This window comes from Vibrio sp. 10N.222.52.C12, assembly GCF_041474215.1.
In the GTDB taxonomy this organism is placed as follows: Bacteria; Pseudomonadota; Gammaproteobacteria; order Enterobacterales; family Vibrionaceae; genus Vibrio; species Vibrio crassostreae_C.
This window is the reverse complement of record NZ_JBFRTR010000019.1, coordinates 1-25,512: the sequence shown is the minus strand read 5'-3', so window position 1 is coordinate 25,512 and position 25,512 is coordinate 1. Positions and strand designations below refer to the sequence as shown.

The window sequence follows — 25,512 nt, the reverse complement described above, 5'->3', positions numbered from 1 at the left end:
TGTTTCTAGCGATGCTAAAATGTAATAGCGAAAACTAATTATTAAATATGGTTGATATTGTCAACTATGTGTTTTTGATGTACCTTTACCTCAGCGATGACCCTATTTAGCTAAACTGCTCGGTTAAATCGCTAAATCTCGCTGTGAGCCTGCCCTAAACAAAGAATACTATGAATAAAAGACAGTTTATTGCCCATTACCTGCGCATGAATCGCACCTCTTACTTTTTGGCGATTGTGTTCATTTTTCTCGTCAACTGGTTGCAAGTTGAGATCCCTCGCTATATTCAACTCGCCATAGATTTGATTGATGATGCTTCTCCCAGTGGCCATCAACAACTTCAAAGTTATGTGTGGATGGTAGTTGGCATGTCGGTCGCTATGGTAGTAGTACGTATTCTGTCTCGTATTTACGCGCTTAATCCAGGGCGAATTACAGAGGCTGCACTTAAAAGTACATTGCTCAAAAAGTTAAATCGTTTACCGAATAGTTTTCATGAGCGTTTTGCTTCTGGTCGGCTAATATCCATTATCAATAATGATCTTGGTGGCATACGCTTGTTGTTTGGTGTGGGTTTCCTCCAGTTCTTTAATGCGCTGCTGGCGTTGTCGCTGACACCTCTTTACATGTGGCGCATATCGCCAGAATTAACGCTTTATTCGATTATTCCTATCTCAATCGCTTTTGTGATTTTCCGTGTGGGTTTTAAACGCATGAAAGCACTGCATTTAGAGCACATGAAACGTCTGCAAAACCTGTCTGCTCAGCTAATGAGTTACCTATCTGGGATTGACTTGATTAAGAGCCAGCAGATGTCACCTTGGGTGAAAGCTGAAACTGAAAAACTGAACCAGTTATTGCTTGAATGCCGCCTTAAAATTACACGCATTCAAGTCTTCTTTATGCCGGTACTCGACTACGCCAATGACCTGATGAAAATCATCATTCTTGGGCTTGGTGGCTACATGTTAATGAGACAGGAACTCACACTTGGTGAGATTACCGCCTTTCTGACTTACTCAGTTTTGCTCGCTATGCCATTGATGCAACTTGGCAGAATCGCGACCATTTATCAGCGAGGCATGGTCGGTATCCAAAGTGCACAAACCATTCTTAATGCCAAAGTCCCAGAGCTAGATGAAGATAAGCTGACTGAACTAGATGTTGAATCACTGAAGGGAAAAACGTTTTCTGTTCGCAACCTCAGCTTCAGCTATTCAGGTGAAGAACGCGTGATTCTCGATGACATCAGCTTTGATATTCCAACAGGTAAGAAAGTGGGTGTGTTAGGCGGGATCGGAGCGGGTAAAACGACATTAGTGAACTGCTTAAACCACCACTTGGATGTACCACAAGGTTCTGTTTTCCTTGGTGAAAGAGATGTCACTAGCTTCTCACGCAGTGACTTACGCCGTTACGTGAAAACCGTGACTCAAGACCCTTACCTGTTTTCAGCAACCGTCGAAGACAATATCCGCTTTGGTAGCCTAGATACCGATTTGGCAAAGAGTCAGGTTGATGAAGTGCTAGAGCTCAGCCAGTTGGCTAGTGATGTGACACGTTTTGAACACGGCGATCAAACCTTAGTCGGTGAGAAAGGGATCATGTTGTCAGGTGGTCAGAAGCAGCGCTTAAGTATTGCGCGTGCTTTATTGCAACCCACCGACCTGATCATCATGGATAACGTTCTATCGGCTGTCGACTATGAAACAGAACGTAAGATCTTGGAAGGTTTGTTTAAACGTTTGGAAAATCAATCGGTTCTTGTGGTTTCACACCGCGTTAATGCCCTTGAATATATGGATGAAGTCATCGTGTTGAACGAAGGTAAAGTGATCGCGAAGGGCGACCACGCCACGTTATTGAAAACCTGTGATTACTATTACGATACATGGCAACTACAGCAGAATGAAACGGAGGCAGCAGCATGTTAAAAGGTGTTGATCTCAAATACCTCAAGCACTTTTTTAAGTTTGCTAAGAAATACAAAGGCTCTGCGATTCTGGGCATCGCTATGCTTCCTCTTTCTGTCATCACGAGCTTGTTGTTCCCTTGGCTGATCATTCAAGTGATCGATGTTCACCTGAGTCATGGGGATATGGATGGTCTGCTCGAATACGTCTTCTATCTCGTTGCCGTGCTGGTGGCGAGTTATGTGGTGGATACCACCTATTCGTACAACCTTCGTAAAACTGGGCAATACACGATAACTGACATGCGCTCAGTGTTGTTTGCTCGCGTGCTCAAACTGCCACGCAGCTATTTTGATAACACACCGATTGGCGTAACGCTTTCACGATTAACCAGTGATTTGGAAACCATCGGCGAGACGTTTGTTCAGTCGGTTGTCGGGCTAGTTAAAGACAGCATCAATACCATTGCTCTGTTGGTGATGATGTTCTTCATTGATTGGCAGTTAACGATGATTGTATTGATCATTATGCCGCCAGTGATGTATTTGACGGTGTATGTGAGAAACCGACTTCGTGCTCTCTATAAGGTGACTCGTTCTTCTCTCGCTCGCGGTATTGGCTTTTTACAAGAAGTCTTATTTGGCATGAAAACCGTTCAGATGTACCGAGCGGAAGAGCAAGTCGAGCAACGCTACCAAGGCTATACCGATGAGTTTTTAAGAGCGCAGAAGAAGATCAATAAATACGATGCGATTTTGTTCTCGTTTATCTCTGGCATCACCTCCATCACTATCGCGATTATGATCTGGTATGGCTCTGAGCAAGTGTTAGAAGGGGCGCTCACCTTGGGTGTGCTGATTGCGTTCATCAACACCTTAGAGAAAGTGTTTGTTCCGATTCGTGACTTTACTTCGCAGATCGCTTCGATTCAGAGTTCATTTGCAGCGTTTGACCATATTGAAGAGCTGTTTGTTGAGCCGACTGAAGAAGAAGGGCGCAACCTGTTGTCATCTAACAAGGTTGAGAAGCAGCTTGAACAGTTTGTGAGCCTAGAGTTTAAGAACGTAAGCTTCCGCTACAAAGACGACTCTCCCTACGTTCTAAAGAATGTCTCGTTTGTATTGGATAAAGGGCATCAAATCGCGCTTGTGGGTTCGACGGGCTCGGGCAAGTCGACGATTCTGCGTCTGATCTCTAAAGCCTACCAAGACTATGAAGGCAGCATTTTGTTGAATGGAATAGAGCTGTCACAGATCTCAAGTGAAGACTCTGCTCATTTGTTCTCAATGATGATGCAAGACGTGCACTTATTTGAAGAGACCATCCAATTCAATATCGCGCTGGGCAAAACGCATCTATCTAGAACTGAGGTTGAACAGGCGGCGCGCTATGTTTATGCCGATAAGTTTATTGAACAATTGCCACAAGGTTATGACTTCCACTTGGAAAAGAACGGCTCTAACTTGTCTGTAGGGCAAACGCAGCTTATCTCGTTCGCTCGAGCGGTTGCACAGGGTGGTCAATTGATGATGCTTGATGAGGCGACCAGTTCGGTAGATTCAATCACTGAAGACCTGATTCAAAAAGCAATGCAGCGCCTTTTCAAGGAAAAAACCGTGATTGCGATTGCACACCGTTTGAGTACCGTTCGTCACTCAGATACGATTTTGGTGTTGGAAAAGGGTGAAATTGTTGAGCAAGGTAATCATCAACAGCTGGTGGCACACAATGGTATTTATGCTGGCTTGTTACAAGAATCGATTGTAGAAACGGGCGATTCTCAAGTAACGGTTGCCTGATCACCTCAAATCAGGTTTACCGTTATCGATACTATGAATTGGTGTTGCTTATGTTTCACCAATTTCTATTCTTTTCTAGTATTCCCAGTAGCTTAGGGAAAATAAAACATATTTTACGATTATTAATATGTTATGATCTCCCTACTACTAAAGGGGTGTCTTAGGGCATCGGGATGTATGCAAGCAAAAAGAACCGGCTTGTGTCAGTCACTTTCTGGCGAATATGGAATCGAAAATGTTGTTGGAAGAAGTTGTAGAAATTATCGAATTAACCGACTCAGACCATTTATCTCAAGCAATGGAACTGTTTAACGAGCATGGTTTTGTTGATGCTGAGTCTTTACCTTTTATGAATGTTGTTTTTGAAACAGCACCAGATCAACTTGCGAAGAAGCTGTCGCAGATTGGTTTTAAAGGTTTAGTGCAAGTCGAAAAGAATGAAGATGCATCAGGCTTCACCATTATTGATGCTGACCGTGTTCTGCTAAAAGATTCTGCTTAGTCGAAAGGCTCTGCTTAGCTGCAAGATTCTTCTTAATAACAAGAATAAGATTCAGCTTAGTGAAAAGACTCTATCCAGTTCAGTAACACCCGTTATGATTATTTGAGGTTAACACAGTGACAACAGCAACCGTTTCATCAACAGAACAACATATTTCCAACGAACATGCACTTTTAGGTGCATCGTTATTAGCGTCTCAAAAAGTTGAGTTGGCTCTGTTCAGTGTGATCTCTAAATTAGCTAAAGCCCTATCAAAAGAGCAGCAACAGTCATTAGGTTTGGATTTGGATACCTTTTTAAGGGAGAAGCCAAGTGAACAAGCCTCGACTCTGAGCCGCTACGAAAATACGTTTGGTGAACAACTTCCTTTGAAGGCTAATGAACTCAACGATTTTATTTATCATCGAAACTTGGTCACTCGTGGCTTTTGGCGTGTGACTGGTGCTGATGTTAAAGGCGGTGAGAAACTTGCTAACCCAGAGCTTTATTTAAAAGAGTTCTTGGCTAAATGTGAATACTGGCAAGTGATGATTGATACTCAAACCAAGTAATCAAATTGAAATAAGAAAGCCATAGCGAACATGCTATGGCTTTTTTGTTGTTTGTGCAAATTGTCTTGAATTCTTTGAATCTAGAGCATCATCTTCAATACATAGTTCCTAGAGACAAAGTGATGTTTAAGTGCGGCACTGATATGCAGCACAATTAAACAGGCTAGGGCAATACAACTGGCACGATGTAAATAGAAAAAGAAGCCGTTGATTGCAGAGTCGGTAATTAGATTATTTACGCTCACTAACCAAAATAAAGAGTACGGTTCTTTTAGCATTAAGTAGCCGGTGCTGAAAACCATAAACATCACAAGATACATCAAAGAGTGTGCAAGCTTGGCAACGCATTTTTGCCCTTCAGGCACAGAGGTTGGCATGCTTGGCGACGAGCGAAAGTGGCTCCAGATATAACGAACCACAAGCAGTGGCGTCGCAACGGTCGCCAATGACATGTTGAGCACTGACAGAAAAGAAAACAGCTCTGGATGACTGGTGACATAGTGCATCACATACCCTGCGATCGTTGCATAGATGATTACAGAAGCCATTACCCAGTGCAGTACACGGCTTACTAAATCGTATCGTGGATTATTCAAATTAACCTCGTTCTGATCGTTATTAATATAAGATTCATCTCGATGCAATAAACCATTTTTCGGTATATTCGCATCGCGAATTAATCATATAGAACAGTATTACGCGGTATTTTTATAATTTAGAAATTAATGATGTTGCTTCAGGTGTTTTATAATTATCAATGATGTTTTAGAGTGTTAATTCCAATATGGACATAGCAAACTTGTCGACTTCCTAGCTTGTATGCCTATTACGAGATACAGTTAGTCTAAATATAAACATATAAGGAATGTATAATGCTTCGAATCTTATTGGTTGCAGTTATCTCGGTGTTCAGCACGATGAGTTTTGCAAGCGAAGATGTTAAGTACTCGGAACAAGAGTATTTGGATAGACCGCTGATGGAACGCTATATCTTGGATGAGTTGAAGCAGCTTCGAATGGAACAGCAGGATCTTGAAAGACGCTTGACCATTCAGATGACTGACCGGGAACTGACTGTGGCAGACAAGTCTCTGAATTACGCCAATGTAACCGTAACCTACTTCTTCTACATTATTGCTGGTGTGGCCTCTCTTATCGCGCTGGTGGGTTGGCAATCCATCAAAGAGCTTAAACACACAACTCAAGACATGGCTGATAAGCGACTTAATTCTATCGCTCAAGACTATGAGAAGAAGTTTAATGTTCTTGAACGGGATCTTAAGCGCAAGACCAGAATCATTTCCGACAACAACCGCGAAATTGAAATTATCAATGAGATTCATAACCTATGGTTGAGAGCACAGAACGCACAAACGGCAGAGCAAAAAATTGAAATCTACGATGAAATACTGAAGGTTCGTCCTGGAGATTTAGAAGCACTTACTGCCAAAGCTGACGCTGCTATGGATATACAGGAATACCACTGGGCAATGAGTCTTTGTAACCGTGTATTAGAAGTCGATGACCAAAATGCTCATGCCTTGTATCAACGTGCTTGCGCCTATGCTCGATTAGGGGCAGAAGGTCAAGCTATCGATGACTTAGAGCGCGCTATTGAAGCCAGTGGGTCCATGAGAGAGCTGCTAACTGAAGAGCCGGACTTTGAGATGCTGCGAGGCTTAGAACGCTTCGAAGTACTTCGTGAAGAGTAATATGAGGTAAAGATCCGTGTTAACTAAGGTGGTGGGCTTTGCATGCTCACCATACTTTCACACCTATCGCGCTATGGTTTCTTACATTTCATTTATTTTTTTGATTTAATTGTTATGTTATAACACTTTCTAAGTTCCTCGTTATAACCGCTAAGTATTTTATGAAGTTCCTCCGTATTGGTCTGATCGTTACTGCGATCAGCGCATTTTCCCTTGCTGCTTTGCTCTCTTTTCACTCCAAACCAGCACCAGAAATCTCTATCAAAATAACACCTTACCAAGGTTCTCAACCTAATGATAAGGAAGTCATCGACTCGCAAGCGACTCCCAACTCTTTGGTTAAGGTCCATTATTTTGTGAAAGTTGGCGATACCCTCAGTAACATATTCGAGTCATGGAATCTGCCTTATGAAACGGTTCATAAGATCATGGAAGCGGATCTTGAATCTTTGAAACTCGATACGATAAAACCTGGTGACCACTTAGAGCTGCTTGTCGATGGTGAGTCCAAACAGCTCGTAGAGTTGGTCTTTCACGAAAGTCTGGTTGAGCAAGCAGCCTTTACTCGAAACGATGATGGTAGCTTCACCTATAAATTCCACGAGATCCCAGGCGAATGGAAAGAAAAACTCTATGCGGGTAGTGTTCACGGTAGCTTTTCAACGTCAGCCTACAAAGCGGGGTTAACTACTAACCAGATAGCCAATATCACTCGAACGTTAAGAGACAAGATTAACTTCTCAAAGCAGTTAAGAGCGGGCGATGAGTTTAATGTGTTGGTCAATGAGCAATACACAGGCGACCATCTAACAGGAAAAACGGAGATCCAAGGCATATCGATTACGTTACGAGGTAAGGAAGTGGCCGCGTTTCTTGCTCCAGATGGACGCTTCTACGACAGAGAGGGTAACAGCCTTGAGCAAGCGTTCAATCGCTACCCAATAGACAAACAATTCCGAAGAATTACTTCGCCATTTAACCCGTACCGTAAGCACCCAGTGACCGGACGTATATCTCCGCATAATGGTACTGACTTCGCAACACCCGTAGGGTCGCCAGTTTATTCAACCGGTGACGGTAGAGTTATTGCTATTCGTAACCACCCGTATGCGGGGAAATACATAGTGATTGAACATAACAGTGTTTACAAAACTCGCTATCTGCATTTGAGCCGATTCTTGGTTAAGAAGGGGCAACAGGTTAAGCGTGGGCAGAAGATTGCGTTGTCTGGCACGACTGGTCGCGTAACCGGGCCGCATTTGCATTTTGAAGTACTGGTGCGTGGAAGGGCTGTGGATTCAATGAAAGCGAACTTACCTTTAGCGAGTTCTATCTTACCTGAAAATAAAGGTGCATTCTTGGCGAGAGTTGCCTCGTTTGATGACATGCTCTCCGGGCAAAAGGTTGCACGAGTAACATCTAGCTAAGTATCAGCTTATAACCGTTCTAACCCTCTGGCGGCTAATCATCAAAGGGTTGGAACGAGTTTTCATTAGGCTGCCTGATTGCTCAATAGCTTAAGTGCTCAACATCTTATGTGCCCAAGTGTTGAGAGATTAAGTGATTAAGTGACTAATTGACCAAGCGATTAAGCGATTAAGCGACGACAACCGCCGTGCCGCTGGCTGATACCATCAACATGCCATTACCCGTTCCTAATACTTCATAATCGATATCGACACCCACCACTGCGTTGGCACCTGCTTCAATCGCTTTTTGCTCCAACTCTTTGAATGCGTAGTTGCGTGCTTTTTCTAATTCTTTCTCGTAGGTGCCAGAACGTCCACCCACAAAGTCACGAATTCCTGAAAACATATCTTTGAAAACGTTCACCCCTAGAATGGCTTCTCCGGCGATAACCCCTTTGTAATCGACAATGCGTTTGCCTTCAACAGATTGAGTGGTGGTAATAATCATAATGGCCTCTTGTAAGCTTGCTGAGTTGTTACTCGCTGTATGGATTGATAGTTTGGTCTTGTTCTTGAATGTCATCGTTCAGTGTTGTCTCTGAGCGTGTGAATTCATACCTCAACCATGTTCTCAGTTTTAGCACACTTTCTTGTTTTAATTTGTTTTTTGGGCAAACAAAATAGAAATCTTGGTGTGGGTTCGCGACGGGTTCGCCAAGCTCTACTAGCATCCCATGGCTGATGTCATCTTTCACAAACAAGCGATGCGTTACCAACACACCTAATGAACGAATTGCAGCTTGCACGGCTTGAATCGAGATATCGAACGTCAAGTTACTGTGGAATGTGGGCATTAGTATTTGGTAATGATCACACCACACCTGCCAGTCATGCTGTCGCCTTGGGTTAAAGGCACCAATGGTTGGGTTTTGTTTCACAAGTTGTTCAACGCTCAACCCCATTTGGTTTTTCAATAGAGCAGGGCTGCACACCAAGACTAGTTCATCGTCACCGAGCTTTTCGCTGTAATATTGTTCCCACTCGTTTGGCTTGCCGTGTACGAGGGCAATATCGACACCTTCTTGTTCGATATCGAAAGGGCCGGTTAATGTCGAAATACGGATATCAAGTGAGGGAGCAAATGCTTGGAATTCGGGGACTCGAGGGATCCACCAGTGCATCGCGAGTGAGTTCACCATGTTGAGAGTGATACGGTGATCGTTAGGCGTTCTGGCAAGCTCTTCGGTGGCTTCTATCACCTGTTCCAGTGCTGGCGCGACTTTACGATAATATCGCTTACCTGCGGAATTTAGAACAACACGACGGCCGACACGTTGGAACAGCGGCTTATTGACCAGTTGCTCCAATGATTTGATGGCTTGGCTTACTGCAGAATGACTGACATACAACACTCGAGCAGCGTCGGTCATGCTGCCAGTCTCAGCAACAGCAATGAAAGCATAAACGGATTTAAGCGGAACGAGTTTTTTCATTGGTAAGTTTTCCTTACAGTTATAGTTAATATTACTCGCTATTTTTCATTACGTCACGCCTCTAAAATAGATGTCATAGGAGGTGATAATTATGTCTGATATTACCAAGGCGACGACTTTCATGTTGTTGTCGACGTTCAGTTTGTCTTTAAGTGGCTTGATGGCCAAGTATCTATCTGAAGTGATGCCCACTTCGTTACTCAGTTTTGTGCGTTTTTTGTTACCCAGTCTGTTTTTATTTCTTTTCCTGACCTTTTACAAAATCAGCAAGCCGACACGAGAAATGTGGAAACCTTTGGTGATGCGGGCGATCTTTATGGTGGCGTGTCAGTGGTGTTTCCTTACTTCACTGCAAACCTTAACGCTTGTTGAAGGGGTTGTGTTGTTCAGTACGGGGCCTCTGTTTATTCCATTGTTAGAAAAGTTAATATTTAGAACCAAGATTCATACAACGACGATAGTGTGTTTAGCTACCACCTTTGTTGGCGTAGTGATGATGGCGGGGGATTGGTCGCAGTTTGAGTTGGGTTCGGAGTTCTTTAGACCTGCGCTTCTGCTTGGGCTTCTCGCGGGGGTATTTAATTCTGGCTCGCAAGTGAGTTTGTACCGAGCGTCTAAAACCAGCCTGACTCCGGCAGAGCTTAACGCGTGGACCTTTTTAGTTGCGGTAATTATTGTGATACCAATGGTGGTGTTTACTTCTATTTCTGCGGTGCCTGATGTACTTGAAAGTGCAGAGAAAGGAACCTTGTCGGCGTTGCTGTCTTTTGACGATTTACGCTGGATTGTTCTCGGATCACTTGGTCTTGCACTGTTTACCATCAATACCCAAATCTTCCGTTCCAAGGCGTATAAGCTTGCAGACAGTGGCTCCCAGTTGGCACCTCTGATTTTTACTAACATGCTGTTTAGCGCGCTTTGGCAGGGCTTGTTCTTTGATGATGTGTTTTCTACACAGCAGATGATTGGCATTAACCTGATTGTCGTGGCGAGCATCACCAATACATTGCTGGCAAAAAGACACAGCAAGGCGAAAGCCAAACAAAAACCGCACACCACAGTGGCTGTAGCGACTGTAGTGGACGTTGCGGTATTGGACTCGGCAGCTAAAAGCTAACCATTGAGTTATGGCTTATCCTCTGAATGGTTAATTTAAAACTTAGAACAATGAGCGTATGTATTCTTTTACTCGGTCGATGTGTTCGTGCGGGTCAATCTCGCAGCGTTGGTTCATTTCTAGGAATCGCTCAGCGTATTTATCGTAGATTTTGTTTTCCAAAAACAGTAAATACAACTTGGGATCGATATGACCGCTGGTGGCCATGTCGGTCATGATGTTGAGTGATTCGCTTAAGAGTTTACCTTTCTTATAAGGGCGATCACTAGAGGTGAGCGCTTCAAAGACATCAGCAATTGCCATTGCTCTGGACGGCAGAGGTAACTGGTCTTCGTTTAAGCCTCTTGGGTATCCCTTACCGTCGATACGTTCGTGGTGTCCGCTGGCGATATCCGGAATGTTTTGAAGGTAAGGCGGGTAAGGCAACTTGTTGAGCATGGTGAAGGTTTGGATAATATGATCGTTGATCATGAAACGTTCTTCATCGTTTAGCGTACCACGGCGTACTTTCAAATTGTGCAGTTCACCTTGGTTGTATTTAACTTCTCCGGGCTTAAGTACAAACGCTTCTTGCCATACATCGGCAGGGTTAAAGCCATTGTCCCAAGGTATTTTATGCTCCGGTTTGTCTGCAAGCAGAGGCTCCATGACAGGCAAACCCTTTTCCTGACTTGTTGGCTCAGTTCTCTCTTTCTCAACCGACTCTTTTTGGGTATTAAATCTCTCTTTTTCAGACCAAGACAAACCCAATTGATCATCCAGTGTACGTTTCCATTGGCGTTTGGCTATTTGATCTAAGCGTTCTAGCTGCTCTTCCGTCATAGATTCGCCGCCAAGATTACACTCAGCAACGAAGGCAAACTCCTCATCCAGTTCAGACAGGCTTTGTTCGAGTATTTTGAGTTGTTCTTCTTGTAGTGCACCGTTCGCCATCGCTTTCCAGTAATCGGTTTCCGCTTGCTGTTTCAACAACTCAAAACGCATTCGCACTTCGTGGATTCGGTCGTAAATGGTTTCCAGTTTTGTTGCCTTATCTACCACATATTCAGGCGTGGTCACCTTGCCGCAGTCATGAAGCCAAGCGGCGAGCATCAACTCTTCCCACTGTTTACTGTCCAATGAGAATTGCGGGTAATAGCGGTCATCATCTATGGTTGCTTGAGTTAGCCATTTGGTGAGCTCAGGCACTCGTTGGCAATGCCCGCCCGTATAAGGTGACTTGGTATCAATCGCCGATGCAATCAGCTCAATAAAGGCATTAAGCATGTCTTTTTGTTGCTGCATTTGGTCGATGTTGTCTTTCGCTATTTCCGCAAAGCTGAGCAACTCTCTTAAAAAGGCGTGCTTGTCTGCCTGCATCTTGGTAATTGGTCTCTCATAGCCAATTGCCACAATCCCTACCAACAGTTTCTCTCGGTTTAATAGTGGAAATAGGTACAGGTCTGAATTGAAGATCGAATCTTGGTAATAGTTGAGAACATTGTCTTCTCTGTTCAAATGGATCGTCTCACCAGATTTAAGCTGACACAGCAACCAAGGCGTGTGTTTGATGAAGTCATTGATGTCGGCCTTAAAAGGAAGAATGGCAAGGTTGGCTGCCGTATCAAACACGTCTTTCTCTTTGGATTGAGTGAAAAGGACAATAGTTTCTGCTTTGGTAATTAAATAGCTTTGATGAGCAATGTTCTTGGCTAAGATCGAAAACTCCTGATTCCCGGCGGTGTCTCGAAGTAGGGTAATCAGATCATGAAGCGTGTGTTCCATTAGCTCAATCGAGTGGGCGAGGTTAGCCACTTCTTGAATCATGCTTTTGGGATAATGAGTACGCCTGAAGTCGAACCGAGCGATGTTGTCGGTGAGTTGCATCAGCGTATTGAGCGGCTGAGACAGTCGATTAGCAACAAACCATACGATAGCGAAGCAGATGAACAACATCCCAATCGCGACCGCAACTTGCTTGTCTCGCATCGAGATAAGATCAGCGAGCAGCTCATTGTGTGGCGTCGCTTCTGCCAAGTATAAGGTGACATTTTGAGTCAGTTGAACCGGCGTTAGCGTTAGTGCCCAAGTGTTTAAGTTGTACTCAACGTTTTTTAGATTGAGGTTAAACTTCTCTTCATCAGAGATAAGCGGCGCAATAACGGACGCTTTCAATGCTTCCATCTGTTCACGTTTGGGCACATTAAAGAAGCTTTGGTCTTGCTCACTGCCAGAGAGATTCCCCGTCGTTTGGTTGTTCGTTTGCTCAGTTTTACTTGTGTCATCAGATTGGGAGTCAGGCTTGGGTACTGATAGCTCAAGTTGATGCTGACCGAGAAGATTAAAATGTTGATCGAACAAGGCGAGTCGGGTTTGCGGAGAATAAGCTAATTCACTGATCTGAGAAGAGAGGGAACTCAACGTAAAGTCGGCACCAACCACATGCTTGCCATCGGCAGAACGCCTAGAGAGCGTAATACCATTGGTTTGCAGGAAATAGAACAGATAGGGTTCAGAGAGTTGTATTGAGCCATCAGGCTTTGCGTTACGAAACCAAGGACGAGTGGTGGGGTTGAACTTACTCTCTGCTTGTCGAGTACTGATCACTTGATGTGCGCCATCAAGATAGGTAATAAAGTTTTCACCGTCTAGATTGGTGCTGCTGACCATCATGGTCGCTTTAGCGGGCGCGCTGTTTTCGGCTCTCTGTTTATTGGTGCTTAATGGACGAAAGATTCTGAAGTCACCATCTTCAGAACCATAAAATAGAGCGACCAAATTGGTGTTTTGCTTGAAGATGATATCGACCGAAGCAAGCCAAGAGTCTTTTTCGACAGCGGAAGCTTGATGAGCAACAAACGGGCTCACCGCCATCACATTTAAGGTTGTGATAACAGGGGCAATGGCTTGTTTAAATACTGATTCCAGTTTGTCGCGGTGCTCATTACTGATCTCGCGCACTGTGCCTAGCAGCAGCTCTTGGGAGTGCCGATAACTAATCGAAATCAATACCGCACCGACAAGTGTTGTCAAAATTAGAAAAAGGCTAGTGATGTGGATACTCAGCGGATATCGTCTTCTTCTCATCTAACACTCCAGTTTGTAGGCTGGTTTAAGTATTGACGAACTTGGGTAGGTTGCAAAAAATTGGCGCAATTACCGAGTGTGTGCGGTTCGACTTAGATAAGACCAAGCGCTGGCTGGCTCTGGTTAGCCACGTATTCCCGTGTCGTGTAAATGAACCAGTAATAAACCTTTATGTTTGGGTGCTAATTGTCACTTTCAGCTGATAAACTGGCCGAATTGTTGCCATTAGGCATTCATTTTCTGAAGTATTCTTTTCCTGAAAGAGATTCAGAGTTACTTTCTGAAAAACGTATTTTGACCGAGCGAAGAGGGCATTGATTCATGGAACTCAAAGTAGATACTCACACCCACACATACGCAAGTGGTCATGCTTACAGCACATTGATCGAAAACGCCAAGTCGGCAAAGCAAAATGGTTTAGCCATGTTTTGTACTACTGATCATTCAGAATCAATGCCGGGCGCGCCACACTATTGGTTCTTCAGCAATCAGCGTGTGCTCCCTCGTTTTATTGAAGATGTCGCAATTATTCGAGGTGTTGAGTCAAACATCATGAACACACAGGGTGAAATCGACATTCATCCGAGTGTGGATAAGAACTTGGATTGGGTGATCGCGAGTTTTCATGAGCCAGTATTTCGCCCATCGGATGTCGCTACCCATACAGAAGCATTGTTGAATGTGATTAAGGGCGGTCGAATTGATGCGCTTGGTCACTTAGGCAATCCTAATTTTGATTTCGATTTCGAAGCCGTTATTCAATGTGCGGTTGAGAACAACGTGGCGATTGAGATCAACAACACCACACTCAAAGGCAATAGCCGAGTTGGCAGTGTTGACCGCTGCTATGAGATTGCAAGAATAGCGAAAGCGAAGGGTGCATTTATTACAACAGGCAGCGATGCGCATTTCTGTTTAGATGTCGGTGGCTTAGACTTAGTCGCAGCATTGTTAGATGAAGTGGGCGTAGATTCGAGTAAAGTGATTACCCATTCGCCAAAGCAGTTCCTAGCCTTTTTGGCCTTGCGCGGTCGTAATGAAATCCCAGAATATTCAGATCTTGTTTAAGAGAATGTCGGCGGGTTTGCATTTCGACACAATCAATTTTTGTGCCTGAAAGATTTTTGTATACACTAGCCGAAAATAATAAAGTCGAAGTGCCACAGTAATGACGGCTCTAACTTCAAAGACACCGCTTCACTTGGAGAAACAATGAAAACTCGCTCAATCCTTTTATCTGGCTTAATCGCTGCTTCAGTATTGTCTGGCAACGCATTTGCTAATGTAGACCTTAAGAAAAACATGCAAGAAATGAAGCTTGCGTTCAAACAAGCGGCAGAAGCTCAAAGCATTGAAGAGATGCAAAAGCCTATCGTTCGTTTAGATACGCTAGTGGCAGAGCTGAAAACGGGTGTTTACCCAGTCGAGAAAGAAGACAACTTCATGGAAGGCTTCAAAAAGATCAGTGCATCACTGGATAGCATTGAGCAGAAGCTAGACCAAGGTGACTTAGCGTCGGCACAGCAAGAACTTCGTACTATTGATGGCCTTCGTGAAGAGTACCATGAGAAGCGTAACCCAAGCATCTGGAGCAAGATCTTCGGTTAATTCGTTAATCATGAACGTTTGCTAGATAGGTAACAAAGAGCAAACCTCAAGATTCGATTTCTAAAACGCCGCCTTACATTACCCTCTTTCGAGGAAGGTGTAAGGCGGCGTTTTTATTGTCTCTTTTATCGAAAGCCTGCTGCAAAGAGATGAGTATTACTTTGTTAGCTTTAGTGTTGTAACCAGTATTTAACGAAAAAGAGTGTGCGTTAGCTTCAATTTTTTAACTTGCTGTTAATCTTTACGTTTACCTATATTCCAAGTCCCTCATAATAAGGGAAATTTATAAAGACTTGGAATAATGCGCCGAACCTCGTTCAACTTCTTCATGTTACTTGCAACAGCATTAAGCTGGGCGCTAGTGACATTAATGCCTGTTATCAATGCTCATGGTAATAGTGCGGGAGTATGGGCGTCGTTATGTACGGTCAATGGCTTTGAATTGGTTCAAATCGAAGAAGGCGAACCTAATACTCATAAAGGAAAGCCGTGTCCGTTTAGCCATTTTTCCACGTTTCACCAAGATGAACTTCCCACTACACTACTGACAACTCGACTGAGTTCTATTGTCTCCGACAGCTACGCTTTTTTGGCTCTAAGCGAACGCTACACGAGGCAAGCCCCGCGCGGCCCTCCCTTTGTTATTGCTTAAACCTAACCCATTAAAATAATTAAAAAATAAAGTATTAAGTAAAGTTAAACATGCTCAGATTACTTTATGATTTTTCAGAAGGTATGTTTGCGTGTGTCAAAGGAAATTATAATGTTGAGAAATGAATCTCAAACCCCTGCGAAAGCACAAGCAACTTCGCAGTCTAAAAGCAGTGCAACAACCGGTTCGGAAACCAATATAAAAAGCAAAGACCGCAATAAAACCCTCTATTTCCTCACATGGCGCTGGCACTTCTATGCTGGGCTATTTGTTATCCCGTTTATGTTAATGCTGAGCATTACAGGTTTGGTGATGCTGTTTGATGATGAAATCGAATTGACTTTCCACCACGAAGCCCTAGAGATTGTTGCATCGGGCGAGCCGATTAAAGTGTCACAACAGTTAGCTGCAGTACAACTTCAATACCCACAAGGTTCGGTTACCCAGTTTGTTCCGAGCAAAGCTCCTGATCTGGCTAACCGCTTTTCGGTAGCACTTGTAGACGGCACATCGGTCTTCGCCACGGTAAATCAATATACGGGCGAAGTGGTCGGAGAGATTCCGCGTAGCGACAGCCTGTACCAACTCGCGAATGACATTCACGGCACTTTGTTGATTGGTGATTGGGGTGATTATCTAATTGAAGTCGCAATAAGCTTGTCTATTCTGTTGCTCATCAGTGGTATTTACTTATGGTTACCTAGAGATAACGCGAGCCGCGCTGGTTTTCTTAAGCTTCGATTTGGTTCAGGAACGCGTATTTTAATGCGTGATCTGCATGCGAACATTGGAGGTGTGTTATCGCTCGTTCTGTTGTTGTTTATTCTGTCTGGATTGGCATGGACAGGTTTTTGGGGCGGTAAGCTTGTTCAAGCATGGAGCACTTTCCCTGCTCAAATGTGGGACGATATTCCGTTGTCTGATAAGACGCACGCTTCCCTCAACCATGGCTCAGAAGAAGAGCTACCTTGGAACTTGGAGCAAACACTATTGCCTTTGTCTCAAGATAAGCCAGCAGAACACGTTCATCATGTGGAAGAGGCGACGGAACCTCATGATCACTCTAAGATGGGTGAAGATCACTCTCAACATGTGTTGTCAGCAAGCAACTTCGACATTGATGACGTTACTGAAAAAGCATACTCACTTGGCTTTACACGATACAAGGTGAATTTCCCGCGTTCAGAAACGGGTGTTTACACGGTCACAGCCAACACTATGGGCGGTGACATCATTGATCCAACGCAGGACCGTACTACGCACCTCGACCAATACTCAGGTCGTATTCTGGGTGAGGTGACATGGCAAGATTATAACTTCATTGCCAAAACGTTAGCGGTAGGTATTTCATTGCATCAAGGTGACATCAGCATCATTAACAAGCTTCTAAATGCTTTGTTTTGTTTGGCGTTCATTGTTGTGTCCGTGACTGGCGGTGTGATGTGGTGGATACGTAGACCTTCAGGTCAAAGAAAGCTTGGCACGCCACCGAAGTTTGGCGATGCAGGGCTTTGGAAGACAGGTTTAGTGATCGTGATAGTTATTTCAGTACTGTTTCCACTGGCGGGAGCGACGATCGTGACAGCAATGCTGCTGGATTGGTTACTATTTTCACGCGTTGAGAAATTCAAGACGGCATTGAGTTAATTGATATACAAACTGACCTCCTTTTTGAGGAGGTCAGTTTCATTATTCAGATGACATGCTCTGTTTATTAAGAAGACGTTAGACTTGTACAGCTCTATATTTGATAAAGCTCTAGATTTCATAAAGCTCTAACGGAAGCCCGTCAGGATCGGCAAAAAAAGTAAATGCTTTACCTGTAAATTCATCAATTCGGATCTGTTCGACTTCGATTCTTTGTTCTTCCAAATAGCTTTTGATTTGTTGAACGTCATCAACACAAAAAGCTAAGTGTCTTAGCCCTTGAGCTTCAGGAAAGCTAGGCCTTTCTGGCGCGTTAGGGAAGCTGAATAGTTCTATTTGAGCACCATTAGGTAGCGCTAAATCAAGTTTGTACGACTGGCGAGCCTCACGATAGTTTTCGGCAATTATCTCAAGTTTCAAAATCTCAGTGTAAAAGTGTTTCGACGCGTCGTAGTTTGAACAGATTATGGCCGCGTGGTGTATTCCTTTCAGCATCAGTTTATTTCTCCTGCCAACTTGTCACCTAAGTGCTTCATGGCGTAATCAATGAATACACGCAGTCGTGCGGGCATATACTTGGTTTGAGCAAATTGCATCGCGATAGCACCATGGTAGTTACTCTTGATGGTCCAATCTTCCAACACTTGTACCACGGAGCCTTCAGCCAACGCATCTTGAATCACGAAGTCATGGAAAATACCGACGCCTAGACCTTCTTTCACACCTTTCAGTCGCATCTGCGAGTGGTTAACTGCGTAACGTCCACTGACGGGTACTGTGTGAAATTCATCATCTTTAAGAAAATCCCAAATGTGATCTTTGTCTGTCTCTGCAAGATACAAACAGTCGTGTTCAGACAGCTCGGTAGGGTGGTGAGGAATCCCCTTGGCATCTAAATAGTCAGGGCTTGCACACAACACGAGGTTTGTTTTTCCTAACTCTTTCAATACTAAGCTTTCGTCGGGCTTATCAGTCAGGCGGAAAGCAATGTCGATGCCTTGACGTAAAATATCGATGTCGCCGTCAGCCGCTCTCAATTTAAGTTGGATTTCTGGATACTGATTTAAGAATGGAACAACGAAAGGCTGCAATACCGAATTCAAGAAGGCTTCAGGCGCCGCTACCGTTATCGAGCCTGCAGGTTCGGTATGGTCGGAGGTAGACAGTTCAACGGCTTGTTGCGCTGCGTTGATCATCACCACACTCTGATCATAAACCAATTGACCCGCTTGCGTAATGATAAGGGTACGAGTGGTACGCTCAAACAGTTTCACCGATAGCGCTTTTTCCAAGCGGGTGATGAGCTTACTCAAGGCTGATGGTGTCACGCCTAACTGTTTTGCTGCAGCCGTAAAACTACCTTCGTTAACCACCAAAATGAACGAGGCGAGATCCGGAAGCAGGGCGATGAGTTTTGGGTTAATCATAAGTATCCAGTTAAGCTAGTTTCAACGATGAACTTAATGGTAATTGTGAGCGATTTACTTTGATTTGTGAATCAATTTCATTAATTGATTGACGTGATTGCTCTGATAGGTTGTTGTGTTTGAAGCTCATCTGTATAGCGGCGTTGCTGCTGCGCATTCTGAGATGAAAAATTGAGATTTGATATGAAAGCGAAATTAGACGGAAATTATAGCTAATTTGGCGTTTAAAAAAGCAGGTGAAGGGCGTTAATGTGCCCTATGTCACTGGGATGAACTATTATTAGTGCCTGTGATTCATTAATGTTTTTCCAACTAAAGGGATAATCGGAACGGGGATGTTCAACTAGAATATAGGCATAAGTTTTACAGTGTAAATGATCGTGTTGAGATCGTTTACATCCCTACATAAAGCGGCGCGCGATGCTGCTAAATTATAACTAGGAAGGAATGAGACAATGTCTTCTGCATTTTACCAACAGATTCAAACTCAAATCGAAGAAGTTAAAGAAGAAGGTCTTTACAAGTCTGAGCGCATTATTACTTCTGCACAAAAAGCAGCGGTTTCTATCTCGACTGGTGAAGAAGTACTAAACTTCTGTGCAAACAACTACTTAGGTCTTGCTAACCACCCAGCTCTTATCGAAGCAGCTAAAGATGGTATGGATCAGCACGGTTTTGGTATGGCTTCAGTACGTTTCATCTGTGGTACTCAAGATTCTCACAAAGAACTAGAGCAAAAGCTTTCTACGTTCCTAGGTAAAGAAGACACTATCCTTTACACATCTTGTTTTGATGCAAACGCTGGTTTGTTCGAAACAATTCTAGGTAAAGAAGACGCAATCATCTCTGACGCACTAAACCACGCATCTATCATCGATGGCGTTCGTCTGTGTAAAGCAATGCGTTTCCGTTACTCGAACAACAACATGGAAGAGCTAGAGCAGCAACTTATCGCTGCTAAAGAAGCTGGCGCTCGTCACACACTAATCGTAACTGACGGTGTGTTCTCAATGGACGGCGTAGTGGCTAACCTTCCTGCTATCTGTGACCTTGCAGACAAGTACGATGCACTAGTAATGGTTGATGACTCTCACGCAGTGGGCTTCATGGGCGAAAACGGAGCGGGTACTCACGAGTTCCACAACGTTGTAGACCGTATCGATATCATCACTGGTACTCTTGGTAAAGCAATGGGTGGCGCTTCAGGCGGTTACACTTCTGGTAAGAAAGAAGTGATCGACTGGCTACGTCAGCGTTCTCGTCCATACCTATTCTCTAACTCTGTTGCTCCTGCAATCGTATCTGCGTCTATCCGCGTTCTAGATCTTCTTGCGGAATCTGGCGACCTACGTACTCAACTATGGGAAAACTCTGCTCACTTCCGTACTCGCATGGAAGAAGCTGGCTTCACTATGGGCGGTGCAGACCACGCAATCATCCCAATCATGCTTGGTGATGCAAAAGTAGCGGCTGAGTTCGCTGAGCGCGCACTAGAGAAAGGCATCTACGTTGTAGGTTTCTCTTTCCCTGTAGTACCAAAAGGTCAAGCTCGTATCCGTACGCAAATGTCTGCTGCACACTCTCGTGAGCAACTAGACCGCGCAATCGATGCGTTCATCCAAGTTGGTAAAGACATGGGTATCATCTAATTTTGAAGGGGTGCCACGAGCATCCTTTAATTAGATAGAACAACACCCAGTAGAACATATAGATTTTTGATTCTCGCCTTACAGTTAGGCGAGATGAACTAGGTAACATTATGAAAATTAAAGCACTTTCTAAGCTAAAGCCTGAAGAAGGCATTTGGATGACCGAGGTTGAAAAACCTGAAATGGGTCATAATGATCTTCTTATTCGTATTAAGAAAACCGCAATTTGTGGTACTGACGTACATATCTACAACTGGGATGAGTGGTCACAAAACACAATCCCAGTACCTATGGTAGTAGGTCACGAATACGTGGGTGAAGTTGTTGGCATTGGCCAAGAAGTTCGTGGTTTTGAAATCGGCGACCGTGTATCTGGCGAAGGTCACATCACATGTGGTCACTGTCGTAACTGTCGTGGCGGCCGTACTCACCTTTGTCGTAACACAACAGGTGTTGGTGTTAACCGCACTGGTGCGTTCTCTGAGTTCCTTGTGATCCCTGCGTTCAACGCATTTAAGATCCCTGCAGAAATCTCTGACGATCTAGCTTCAATCTTTGACCCGTTTGGTAACGCAGTACACACAGCACTTTCTTTCGACCTAGTTGGCGAAGACGTGCTAATTACTGGTGCTGGTCCAATCGGTATCATGGCTGCAGCTGTTGCTAAGCACGTTGGTGCTCGTCACGTTGTAATCACTGACGTAAACGAATACCGCCTAGATCTTGCTAAGAAAATGGGTGTGACTCGCGCAGTAAACGTGATGGAAGAGAAGCTTGAAGACGTAATGTCTGATCTTGGCATGACAGAAGGCTTCGATGTAGGCCTAGAAATGTCTGGTAACCCATCTGCGTTCAATAGCATGCTAACTAACATGAACCACGGCGGTAAGATCTCTCTACTAGGTATTCCACCATCAGACATGGCAGTAGACTGGAACCAAGTCATCTTTAAAGGCTTGGTTATCAAAGGTATCTACGGTCGTGAGATGTTCGAAACTTGGTACAAGATGGCTTCTTTGATTCAGTCAGGTTTAGACCTATCACCAATCATTACTCATCACTTTAAAATTGATGATTTCCAAGCTGGCTTCGATGCTATGCGTAGTGGGCTTTCTGGCAAGGTTATTCTTGATTGGGAATAGAAAAATTAGGCTCTAAATAGCAAAAGGCGACAGTGAAAACTGTCGCCTTTTTTACGAATAAAACCGCTAAATAACGGTAGATTACAGTGTCTGCCGCCACTTTGTCGCCATTAATTCTCTAATGGATTGAGGTGGACAGCTTGTATCAAATGTTCTGGAGCAAAATGAGAATACGCCATTGTCTGCTCGATCTTAGTATGGCCAAGAATACGCTGTAACACCAAGATATCCCCTTTGTTCATCATAAAATGCGAAGCAAAGGTATGCCGTAGAACATGCGTTGCTTGCCCACTCGGTACGTGCTCTGGTAAAGCTCTTTTAATGTAGCGCCAGGCGTCCTTGTAACTCGTGTTAAAAATTTCATGGTCGCTCACGGCGATATCTAAGATCTCTTGATATAAAGCTGGTGAGATGGGCACACTTCGATTCCTCTTACCTTTTGTCTCGGTGTAAGTCAGTTTAAATTCAGCTGCCTGTGAACGGGTAAGAGTTAGAGCTTCACTTATACGGGCACCGGTGGCTAAGCAAATCTTAGAAATTACAATGAGCTGTGGAATCGAGACTGTAATGACTCGGTTGAAATTTTTCAGGTTAACTAAGAACTCTTCAATTTGTGGCTTGGTTAGATATGCTAGGTTCTTCTCACTTGTTTTGATTGTTTCGATAGCTTCAAGTGGATTGGGGTATTTCCATTGATTGTACTTAATCAGTTTCTTGAACATTCCCTTTAGATAAATCAATTCCGTGTTATGTGTTGTTGGTGAAATCTTAATAGATTTATTTTTGCCACGGTAAGGTATTCGCGCTGCACGATAGTCTAAATAGTCTCGTTCTTTAAAGTGGGAGGCAATTGGATTCCCTAATTCTTCAATTGTCTTGGCTATTAGCCCCCGAGCTTGTTTACCCGATTTCAACGTATGACCGTGTATGGTCCACCAAGCGTCTAACAGTTCGCTCATTCTACGGTGATCGGGTTTACTTCCCATCCATGGCTTATCGTCAATCTCCTTCATCGTGTGAAGCTCAAAAGCCTTTGCTTCTCCCTTAGTCGTAAACTTTTTACGAACACGTTTCCCCATTCGCCCATTCGGGTAACATTCGCAGAGCCAAGGTTTGGTAGAACCATCTTTTAAATTGCGGATAGACATAATAAAGCCTAAAATTACTGTATATAAAAACAGTTTAATTGGGGCTGAAACGTAGAACAATGTTTTATATCGGACAAAAAGCACAGGTTAGGCTCCTATCTCAAAGTGCTAAGAAAGCTAATAGGTTATTGTGATCCGCAACAGCAGTTTTTGACAGTACAAAACTGGAAGGTAACTTCTCTCGTTGGAAAGACTTGAAGAGCATTATAATGGTTGAAAACTTCCGTATTGAGAAATGAAAAGTAATCGACCTAGAGTATCGTTACTATATCAGCTCCAAAGTGCTAAGCGCAGAGCAAGCTGCGATGGCAGTTAGAGAGCTTTGGGATATAGAGTCAATGCATTGGGTACTTGATGTCAGTATGAATGAGGATGCGTGCCAGATATACAAAGACCATGGAGCGGAGAATCTATCTTGCTTGCGTCATATGAGCTTAAATATGCTCAGAGAAGAGCCAACTAAGCTAAGCATTGTTGGGAAGCAAAAGCGATGCATGATGAATACAACCATTCTAGAGGCAGTATTAAGTGCTGGTTTTACTCAGGCGGTGAAAAACTAGGCACTCATGCGGTCGCCCTGCTGCTCAATTGACACTAAATTATGGTTTTTTTATACAACCTCATTCAACTGAGGTATTTACTCTATTTTTTAACGAAAATACCACCATATTCTAGTTAAAAGTGAACTGCTGTATCGAATTCACGCTAAGTTGATGTTAATTCAGCCAATATTCGGCTATATTACACTCGATGAATAAGGGCGTAACGATTTTTATTCTCACTCCTCGGTTGTTAAGGTAGGTAATGTGCCATTAGTCATGGCGTTATTTTTAGAATAAATGTGGGTTCATTGATGAGTATTAAAGATTTAAGTGTAGTAAAGAAAATTGGGTTGAGTTACTTAGCCGTATTTCTGGTTTTTGCAGTTGTTTCTGTAGTGATGATGTCGAGTTTATTATCACTGAATAAAAACACAGCGATATTAACTGATAAAAGCCTGCCATCGGTTGCCTTGCTTAAAGGTATTCAAGTTGATATTACAAAAGTTCGTAAAGATGAATTTTCGCTTCTGTCAAATGCAAAGCATCCCAAAATCGCGGAATGGATAGAGGGGCTTGAACAATGGAGGGAAAATGTTCAACAAGGTATTTTGTCGTATGAAGCTCTAGCGCTGAGTGAGCAAGAAAAGCGTTCTTTTAAAGTATTTAAAGATACATGGAATAGTTATATTTCTGAAACGCAGCAATATAATTATTTACTTGCACAAGGTAAGGCAAAAAAAGCAAATGAAGTTGTTTTATCTAGTTTCACTACATATACAAAAGCTCTTACTAGCTTGGACAATACGCTTAGCTTAAATGATGAGCTTATAAATCAGCTAAAAGTAGAAGTACAAAGTGAATCTCAATCGACTCAACTTACTGCCGCCGCTGGTTCCTTAGTCATTATCGGTATGATAATTCTTTCGTCAGTTCTGTTATCTCGAGTAGTTTGTAAACCGGTTAATCGAGCTTTATGGTTTGCTTCTCAGATAGCTAAAGGTCAGTTGAATAATACAATTGACGAAAGAGAGTTAACTGAAGATGAACTTGGTACTTTGCTGAAAGAGTTAGTATCAATGCAAAATAATTTGCATTCTTTAGTCTCAGAGGTGAGTGATTCTACAATTCAATTAACAGCAGCGGTGGAAGAGGTGAGTGCAATATCAGCTCAAACGGCTTCAGGAATGCAAAATCAACAATTAGAGTTGAGTTCTGTTGCATCGGCCATGACAGAAATGCAGGCCGCAGTTAACGAGGTAGCGCAGAATACAGAAAGTGGAGCTACCTCAGCAAACTCAGCAACTGAAGTTGCAAAGCACGGAACCGAGATTTTAAATAAAACAATCCAAGAAATTGATAAGGTCACTAAAACAATACAAAACACAGATGAATTGGCAAGTGATCTAGAAAATAGTTCAAGTAGCATTAATGTTGTTGTTGATGTTATTAGAGGGATTGCGGAACAAACGAACCTATTAGCCTTGAATGCTGCAATAGAAGCTGCTAGAGCAGGAGAGCAAGGGAGAGGCTTTGCTGTAGTAGCTGATGAAGTTCGTTCTCTGGCTCAACGAACGCAAGAATCTACAACGCAGATTGTCGATATTGTTGAAGACTTACAAGAAAAAACCATCAAAATGGGGGAGGCAAGCAGGGAGTGTCAGAGTGGTATCGCTACATGTGTTGACCAAGTCAATGAGGCTGGAGAACAAATTGATATGATTGAACACTCTGTCGAGAATATTGCTCAGATGAGTACTCATATTGCAACAGCATGTAGTGAGCAAAACTCAGTGTCAGAAGAGTTAAATCGAAGTGTGGAGCATATTAATTCAGCATCCTCAGAAATGGCAGAAGGCACTTCACAAACCGCTATAGCGTGTCAGGAAATCAGTAGTCTAGCTCATAATCTCCAATCGAGGATGGGAGCATTCAAGCTATAGAAAGGTGCACTACGCCTTAGATTTTTTTAATCAGGAGTGGCGTTGTTGATCAAATCAGCTCGAAGATCAACTCTAAGCTATTTCTGTCCAGAATCGCTTGGTGATCACACTTCACAGTTGGCACTTTGTGATTACCGAGGGAGGTTGACGGTCTAAATACCGAAGGATTCTGTCGCTGCTTTATTCATAGTAGTC

At 43.4% G+C, this 25,512-nt stretch carries 21 protein-coding genes and 1 pseudogene; 15 read left to right on the top strand and 7 right to left on the bottom strand.

Annotated elements, in window-relative coordinates:
* Positions 1-170 precede the first annotated feature (170 nt).
* The 4 genes from AB4623_RS04170 (at position 171) to AB4623_RS04155 (ending at position 4,765) form a co-directional block, all read left to right on the top strand.
* Positions 171-1,934, top strand: coding sequence for an ABC transporter ATP-binding protein (locus AB4623_RS04170; RefSeq protein ID WP_372103278.1), 1,764 nt, complete (start codon positions 171-173; stop codon positions 1,932-1,934).
* On the top strand, positions 1,928-3,712 hold the full coding sequence (locus AB4623_RS04165) for an ABC transporter ATP-binding protein (protein WP_229647726.1): 1,785 nt from the start codon (positions 1,928-1,930) through the stop codon (positions 3,710-3,712). Before AB4623_RS04170 ends, AB4623_RS04165 begins: the two co-directional genes overlap by 7 nt.
* Before the next feature lie 235 nt (positions 3,713-3,947).
* The gene (locus AB4623_RS04160; RefSeq protein WP_017059525.1) at positions 3,948-4,214 is read left to right on the top strand and encodes a hypothetical protein; all 267 of its coding nucleotides are present in this window, start codon (positions 3,948-3,950) and stop codon (positions 4,212-4,214) included.
* A 116-nt stretch (positions 4,215-4,330) separates the two neighbouring features.
* Entirely contained in the window at positions 4,331-4,765 is a 435-nt protein-coding gene (locus AB4623_RS04155) for a hypothetical protein (protein ID WP_017064806.1), read from the top strand.
* 80 nt (positions 4,766-4,845) lie between these two features.
* Here the strand turns inward: AB4623_RS04155 and AB4623_RS04150 are convergent, their stop codons facing one another.
* Positions 4,846-5,361: a cytochrome b gene (locus AB4623_RS04150; RefSeq protein WP_082151303.1), complete on the bottom strand. Its 516-nt coding sequence runs from the start codon at positions 5,359-5,361 to the stop codon at positions 4,846-4,848.
* Positions 5,362-5,637: 276 nt separating this feature from the next.
* Here AB4623_RS04150 and AB4623_RS04145 point away from each other — a divergent pair, with 276 nt between their 5' ends.
* Together AB4623_RS04145 and AB4623_RS04140 are read left to right on the top strand one after the other, a co-directional pair.
* On the top strand, positions 5,638-6,477 hold the full coding sequence (locus tag AB4623_RS04145) for a tetratricopeptide repeat protein (RefSeq protein WP_017067625.1): 840 nt from the start codon (positions 5,638-5,640) through the stop codon (positions 6,475-6,477).
* 161 nt (positions 6,478-6,638) lie between these two features.
* Entirely contained in the window at positions 6,639-7,904 is a 1,266-nt protein-coding gene (locus AB4623_RS04140; protein WP_372145812.1) for a peptidoglycan DD-metalloendopeptidase family protein, read from the top strand.
* Between the two features lie 169 nt (positions 7,905-8,073).
* On the opposite strand, the gene AB4623_RS04135 is transcribed toward AB4623_RS04140, so the two are convergent.
* The gene (locus AB4623_RS04135; RefSeq protein WP_004730185.1) at positions 8,074-8,394 is read right to left on the bottom strand and encodes a heavy metal-binding domain-containing protein; all 321 of its coding nucleotides are present in this window, start codon (positions 8,392-8,394) and stop codon (positions 8,074-8,076) included.
* 28 nt (positions 8,395-8,422) lie between these two features.
* Positions 8,423-9,379 carry a LysR substrate-binding domain-containing protein gene (locus AB4623_RS04130; RefSeq protein WP_372145810.1) on the bottom strand — a complete coding sequence of 319 codons (957 nt, stop codon included), beginning with the start codon at positions 9,377-9,379 and terminating at the stop codon, positions 8,423-8,425.
* 91 nt (positions 9,380-9,470) lie between these two features.
* Between AB4623_RS04130 and AB4623_RS04125 the strand changes: the two genes are divergently transcribed.
* A complete protein-coding gene (locus tag AB4623_RS04125; RefSeq protein WP_372145808.1) occupies positions 9,471-10,496 on the top strand; it encodes a DMT family transporter in 1,026 nt (341 codons plus the stop codon).
* 42 nt (positions 10,497-10,538) lie between these two features.
* On the opposite strand, the gene AB4623_RS04120 is transcribed toward AB4623_RS04125, so the two are convergent.
* Positions 10,539-13,562: an HD domain-containing phosphohydrolase gene (locus AB4623_RS04120; protein WP_029236400.1), complete on the bottom strand. Its 3,024-nt coding sequence runs from the start codon at positions 13,560-13,562 to the stop codon at positions 10,539-10,541.
* A gap of 321 nt (positions 13,563-13,883) precedes the next feature.
* Here AB4623_RS04120 and AB4623_RS04115 point away from each other — a divergent pair, with 321 nt between their 5' ends.
* From AB4623_RS04115 to AB4623_RS04100, 4 genes are all read left to right on the top strand, one after another.
* Positions 13,884-14,630 (top strand): phosphatase, encoded by a 747-nt coding sequence (locus tag AB4623_RS04115; protein ID WP_017059533.1) that lies wholly within the window; start codon positions 13,884-13,886, stop codon positions 14,628-14,630.
* Between the two features lie 144 nt (positions 14,631-14,774).
* A complete protein-coding gene (locus tag AB4623_RS04110; RefSeq protein WP_017059534.1) occupies positions 14,775-15,170 on the top strand; it encodes a cytochrome b562 in 396 nt (131 codons plus the stop codon).
* Between the two features lie 301 nt (positions 15,171-15,471).
* Positions 15,472-15,822, top strand: coding sequence for a hypothetical protein (locus tag AB4623_RS04105; protein ID WP_017064798.1), 351 nt, complete (start codon positions 15,472-15,474; stop codon positions 15,820-15,822).
* A gap of 111 nt (positions 15,823-15,933) precedes the next feature.
* Complete coding sequence (locus tag AB4623_RS04100) at positions 15,934-17,469, top strand: PepSY-associated TM helix domain-containing protein (RefSeq protein WP_371724808.1); 1,536 nt, start codon at positions 15,934-15,936, stop codon at positions 17,467-17,469.
* Between the two features lie 111 nt (positions 17,470-17,580).
* Here AB4623_RS04100 and AB4623_RS04095 read toward each other — a convergent pair whose 3' ends face one another.
* Both AB4623_RS04095 and AB4623_RS04090 read right to left on the bottom strand, forming a co-directional pair.
* Positions 17,581-17,964 carry a VOC family protein gene (locus AB4623_RS04095; protein ID WP_017069423.1) on the bottom strand — a complete coding sequence of 128 codons (384 nt, stop codon included), beginning with the start codon at positions 17,962-17,964 and terminating at the stop codon, positions 17,581-17,583.
* Complete coding sequence (locus AB4623_RS04090) at positions 17,964-18,896, bottom strand: LysR family transcriptional regulator (RefSeq protein ID WP_065584581.1); 933 nt, start codon at positions 18,894-18,896, stop codon at positions 17,964-17,966. The genes AB4623_RS04095 and AB4623_RS04090 overlap by 1 nt, the downstream gene beginning before the upstream one ends.
* A 455-nt stretch (positions 18,897-19,351) precedes the next feature.
* Here AB4623_RS04090 and AB4623_RS04085 point away from each other — a divergent pair, with 455 nt between their 5' ends.
* Together AB4623_RS04085 and tdh are read left to right on the top strand one after the other, a co-directional pair.
* Positions 19,352-20,545 (top strand): glycine C-acetyltransferase, encoded by a 1,194-nt coding sequence (locus AB4623_RS04085; protein WP_017064793.1) that lies wholly within the window; start codon positions 19,352-19,354, stop codon positions 20,543-20,545.
* A gap of 110 nt (positions 20,546-20,655) precedes the next feature.
* The gene (gene tdh / locus AB4623_RS04080) at positions 20,656-21,687 is read left to right on the top strand and encodes an L-threonine 3-dehydrogenase (RefSeq protein ID WP_372145806.1); all 1,032 of its coding nucleotides are present in this window, start codon (positions 20,656-20,658) and stop codon (positions 21,685-21,687) included.
* A gap of 110 nt (positions 21,688-21,797) precedes the next feature.
* On the opposite strand, the gene AB4623_RS04075 is transcribed toward tdh, so the two are convergent.
* Positions 21,798-22,835 carry a tyrosine-type recombinase/integrase gene (locus AB4623_RS04075; protein WP_102257532.1) on the bottom strand — a complete coding sequence of 346 codons (1,038 nt, stop codon included), beginning with the start codon at positions 22,833-22,835 and terminating at the stop codon, positions 21,798-21,800.
* Positions 22,836-22,981: 146 nt separating this feature from the next.
* Here AB4623_RS04075 and AB4623_RS04070 point away from each other — a divergent pair.
* Positions 22,982-23,395: pseudogene (locus AB4623_RS04070) on the top strand (ISAs1 family transposase); the annotation flags it as partial.
* Between the two features lie 293 nt (positions 23,396-23,688).
* Entirely contained in the window at positions 23,689-25,317 is a 1,629-nt protein-coding gene (locus tag AB4623_RS04065; RefSeq protein ID WP_017082422.1) for a methyl-accepting chemotaxis protein, read from the top strand.
* Positions 25,318-25,512 lie beyond the last annotated feature (195 nt).

Bases quoted from the DNA above. Each gene is read 5' to 3' on its own strand.
- AB4623_RS04135 (WP_004730185.1), bottom strand. From the start codon at position 8,394: ATGATTATTACCACCACTCAATCTGTTGAAGGCAAACGCATTGTCGAT.
- AB4623_RS04065 (WP_017082422.1), top strand. From the start codon at position 23,689: ATGAGTATTAAAGATTTAAGTGTAGTAAAGAAAATTGGGTTGAGTTAC.
- AB4623_RS04120 (WP_029236400.1), bottom strand. From the start codon at position 13,562: ATGAGAAGAAGACGATATCCGCTGAGTATCCACATCACTAGCCTTTTT.
- AB4623_RS04110 (WP_017059534.1), top strand. From the start codon at position 14,775: ATGAAAACTCGCTCAATCCTTTTATCTGGCTTAATCGCTGCTTCAGTA.
- AB4623_RS04090 (WP_065584581.1), bottom strand. From the start codon at position 18,896: ATGATTAACCCAAAACTCATCGCCCTGCTTCCGGATCTCGCCTCGTTC.
- AB4623_RS04075 (WP_102257532.1), bottom strand. From the start codon at position 22,835: ATGTCTATCCGCAATTTAAAAGATGGTTCTACCAAACCTTGGCTCTGC.
- AB4623_RS04085 (WP_017064793.1), top strand. From the start codon at position 19,352: ATGTCTTCTGCATTTTACCAACAGATTCAAACTCAAATCGAAGAAGTT.
- AB4623_RS04100 (WP_371724808.1), top strand. From the start codon at position 15,934: ATGTTGAGAAATGAATCTCAAACCCCTGCGAAAGCACAAGCAACTTCG.
- AB4623_RS04115 (WP_017059533.1), top strand. From the start codon at position 13,884: ATGGAACTCAAAGTAGATACTCACACCCACACATACGCAAGTGGTCAT.
- AB4623_RS04160 (WP_017059525.1), top strand. From the start codon at position 3,948: ATGTTGTTGGAAGAAGTTGTAGAAATTATCGAATTAACCGACTCAGAC.
- AB4623_RS04095 (WP_017069423.1), bottom strand. From the start codon at position 17,964: ATGCTGAAAGGAATACACCACGCGGCCATAATCTGTTCAAACTACGAC.
- AB4623_RS04165 (WP_229647726.1), top strand. From the start codon at position 1,928: ATGTTAAAAGGTGTTGATCTCAAATACCTCAAGCACTTTTTTAAGTTT.
- AB4623_RS04140 (WP_372145812.1), top strand. From the start codon at position 6,639: ATGAAGTTCCTCCGTATTGGTCTGATCGTTACTGCGATCAGCGCATTT.
- AB4623_RS04145 (WP_017067625.1), top strand. From the start codon at position 5,638: ATGCTTCGAATCTTATTGGTTGCAGTTATCTCGGTGTTCAGCACGATG.
- AB4623_RS04125 (WP_372145808.1), top strand. From the start codon at position 9,471: ATGTCTGATATTACCAAGGCGACGACTTTCATGTTGTTGTCGACGTTC.
- AB4623_RS04105 (WP_017064798.1), top strand. From the start codon at position 15,472: ATGCGCCGAACCTCGTTCAACTTCTTCATGTTACTTGCAACAGCATTA.
- AB4623_RS04170 (WP_372103278.1), top strand. From the start codon at position 171: ATGAATAAAAGACAGTTTATTGCCCATTACCTGCGCATGAATCGCACC.
- tdh (WP_372145806.1), top strand. From the start codon at position 20,656: ATGAAAATTAAAGCACTTTCTAAGCTAAAGCCTGAAGAAGGCATTTGG.
- AB4623_RS04130 (WP_372145810.1), bottom strand. From the start codon at position 9,379: ATGAAAAAACTCGTTCCGCTTAAATCCGTTTATGCTTTCATTGCTGTT.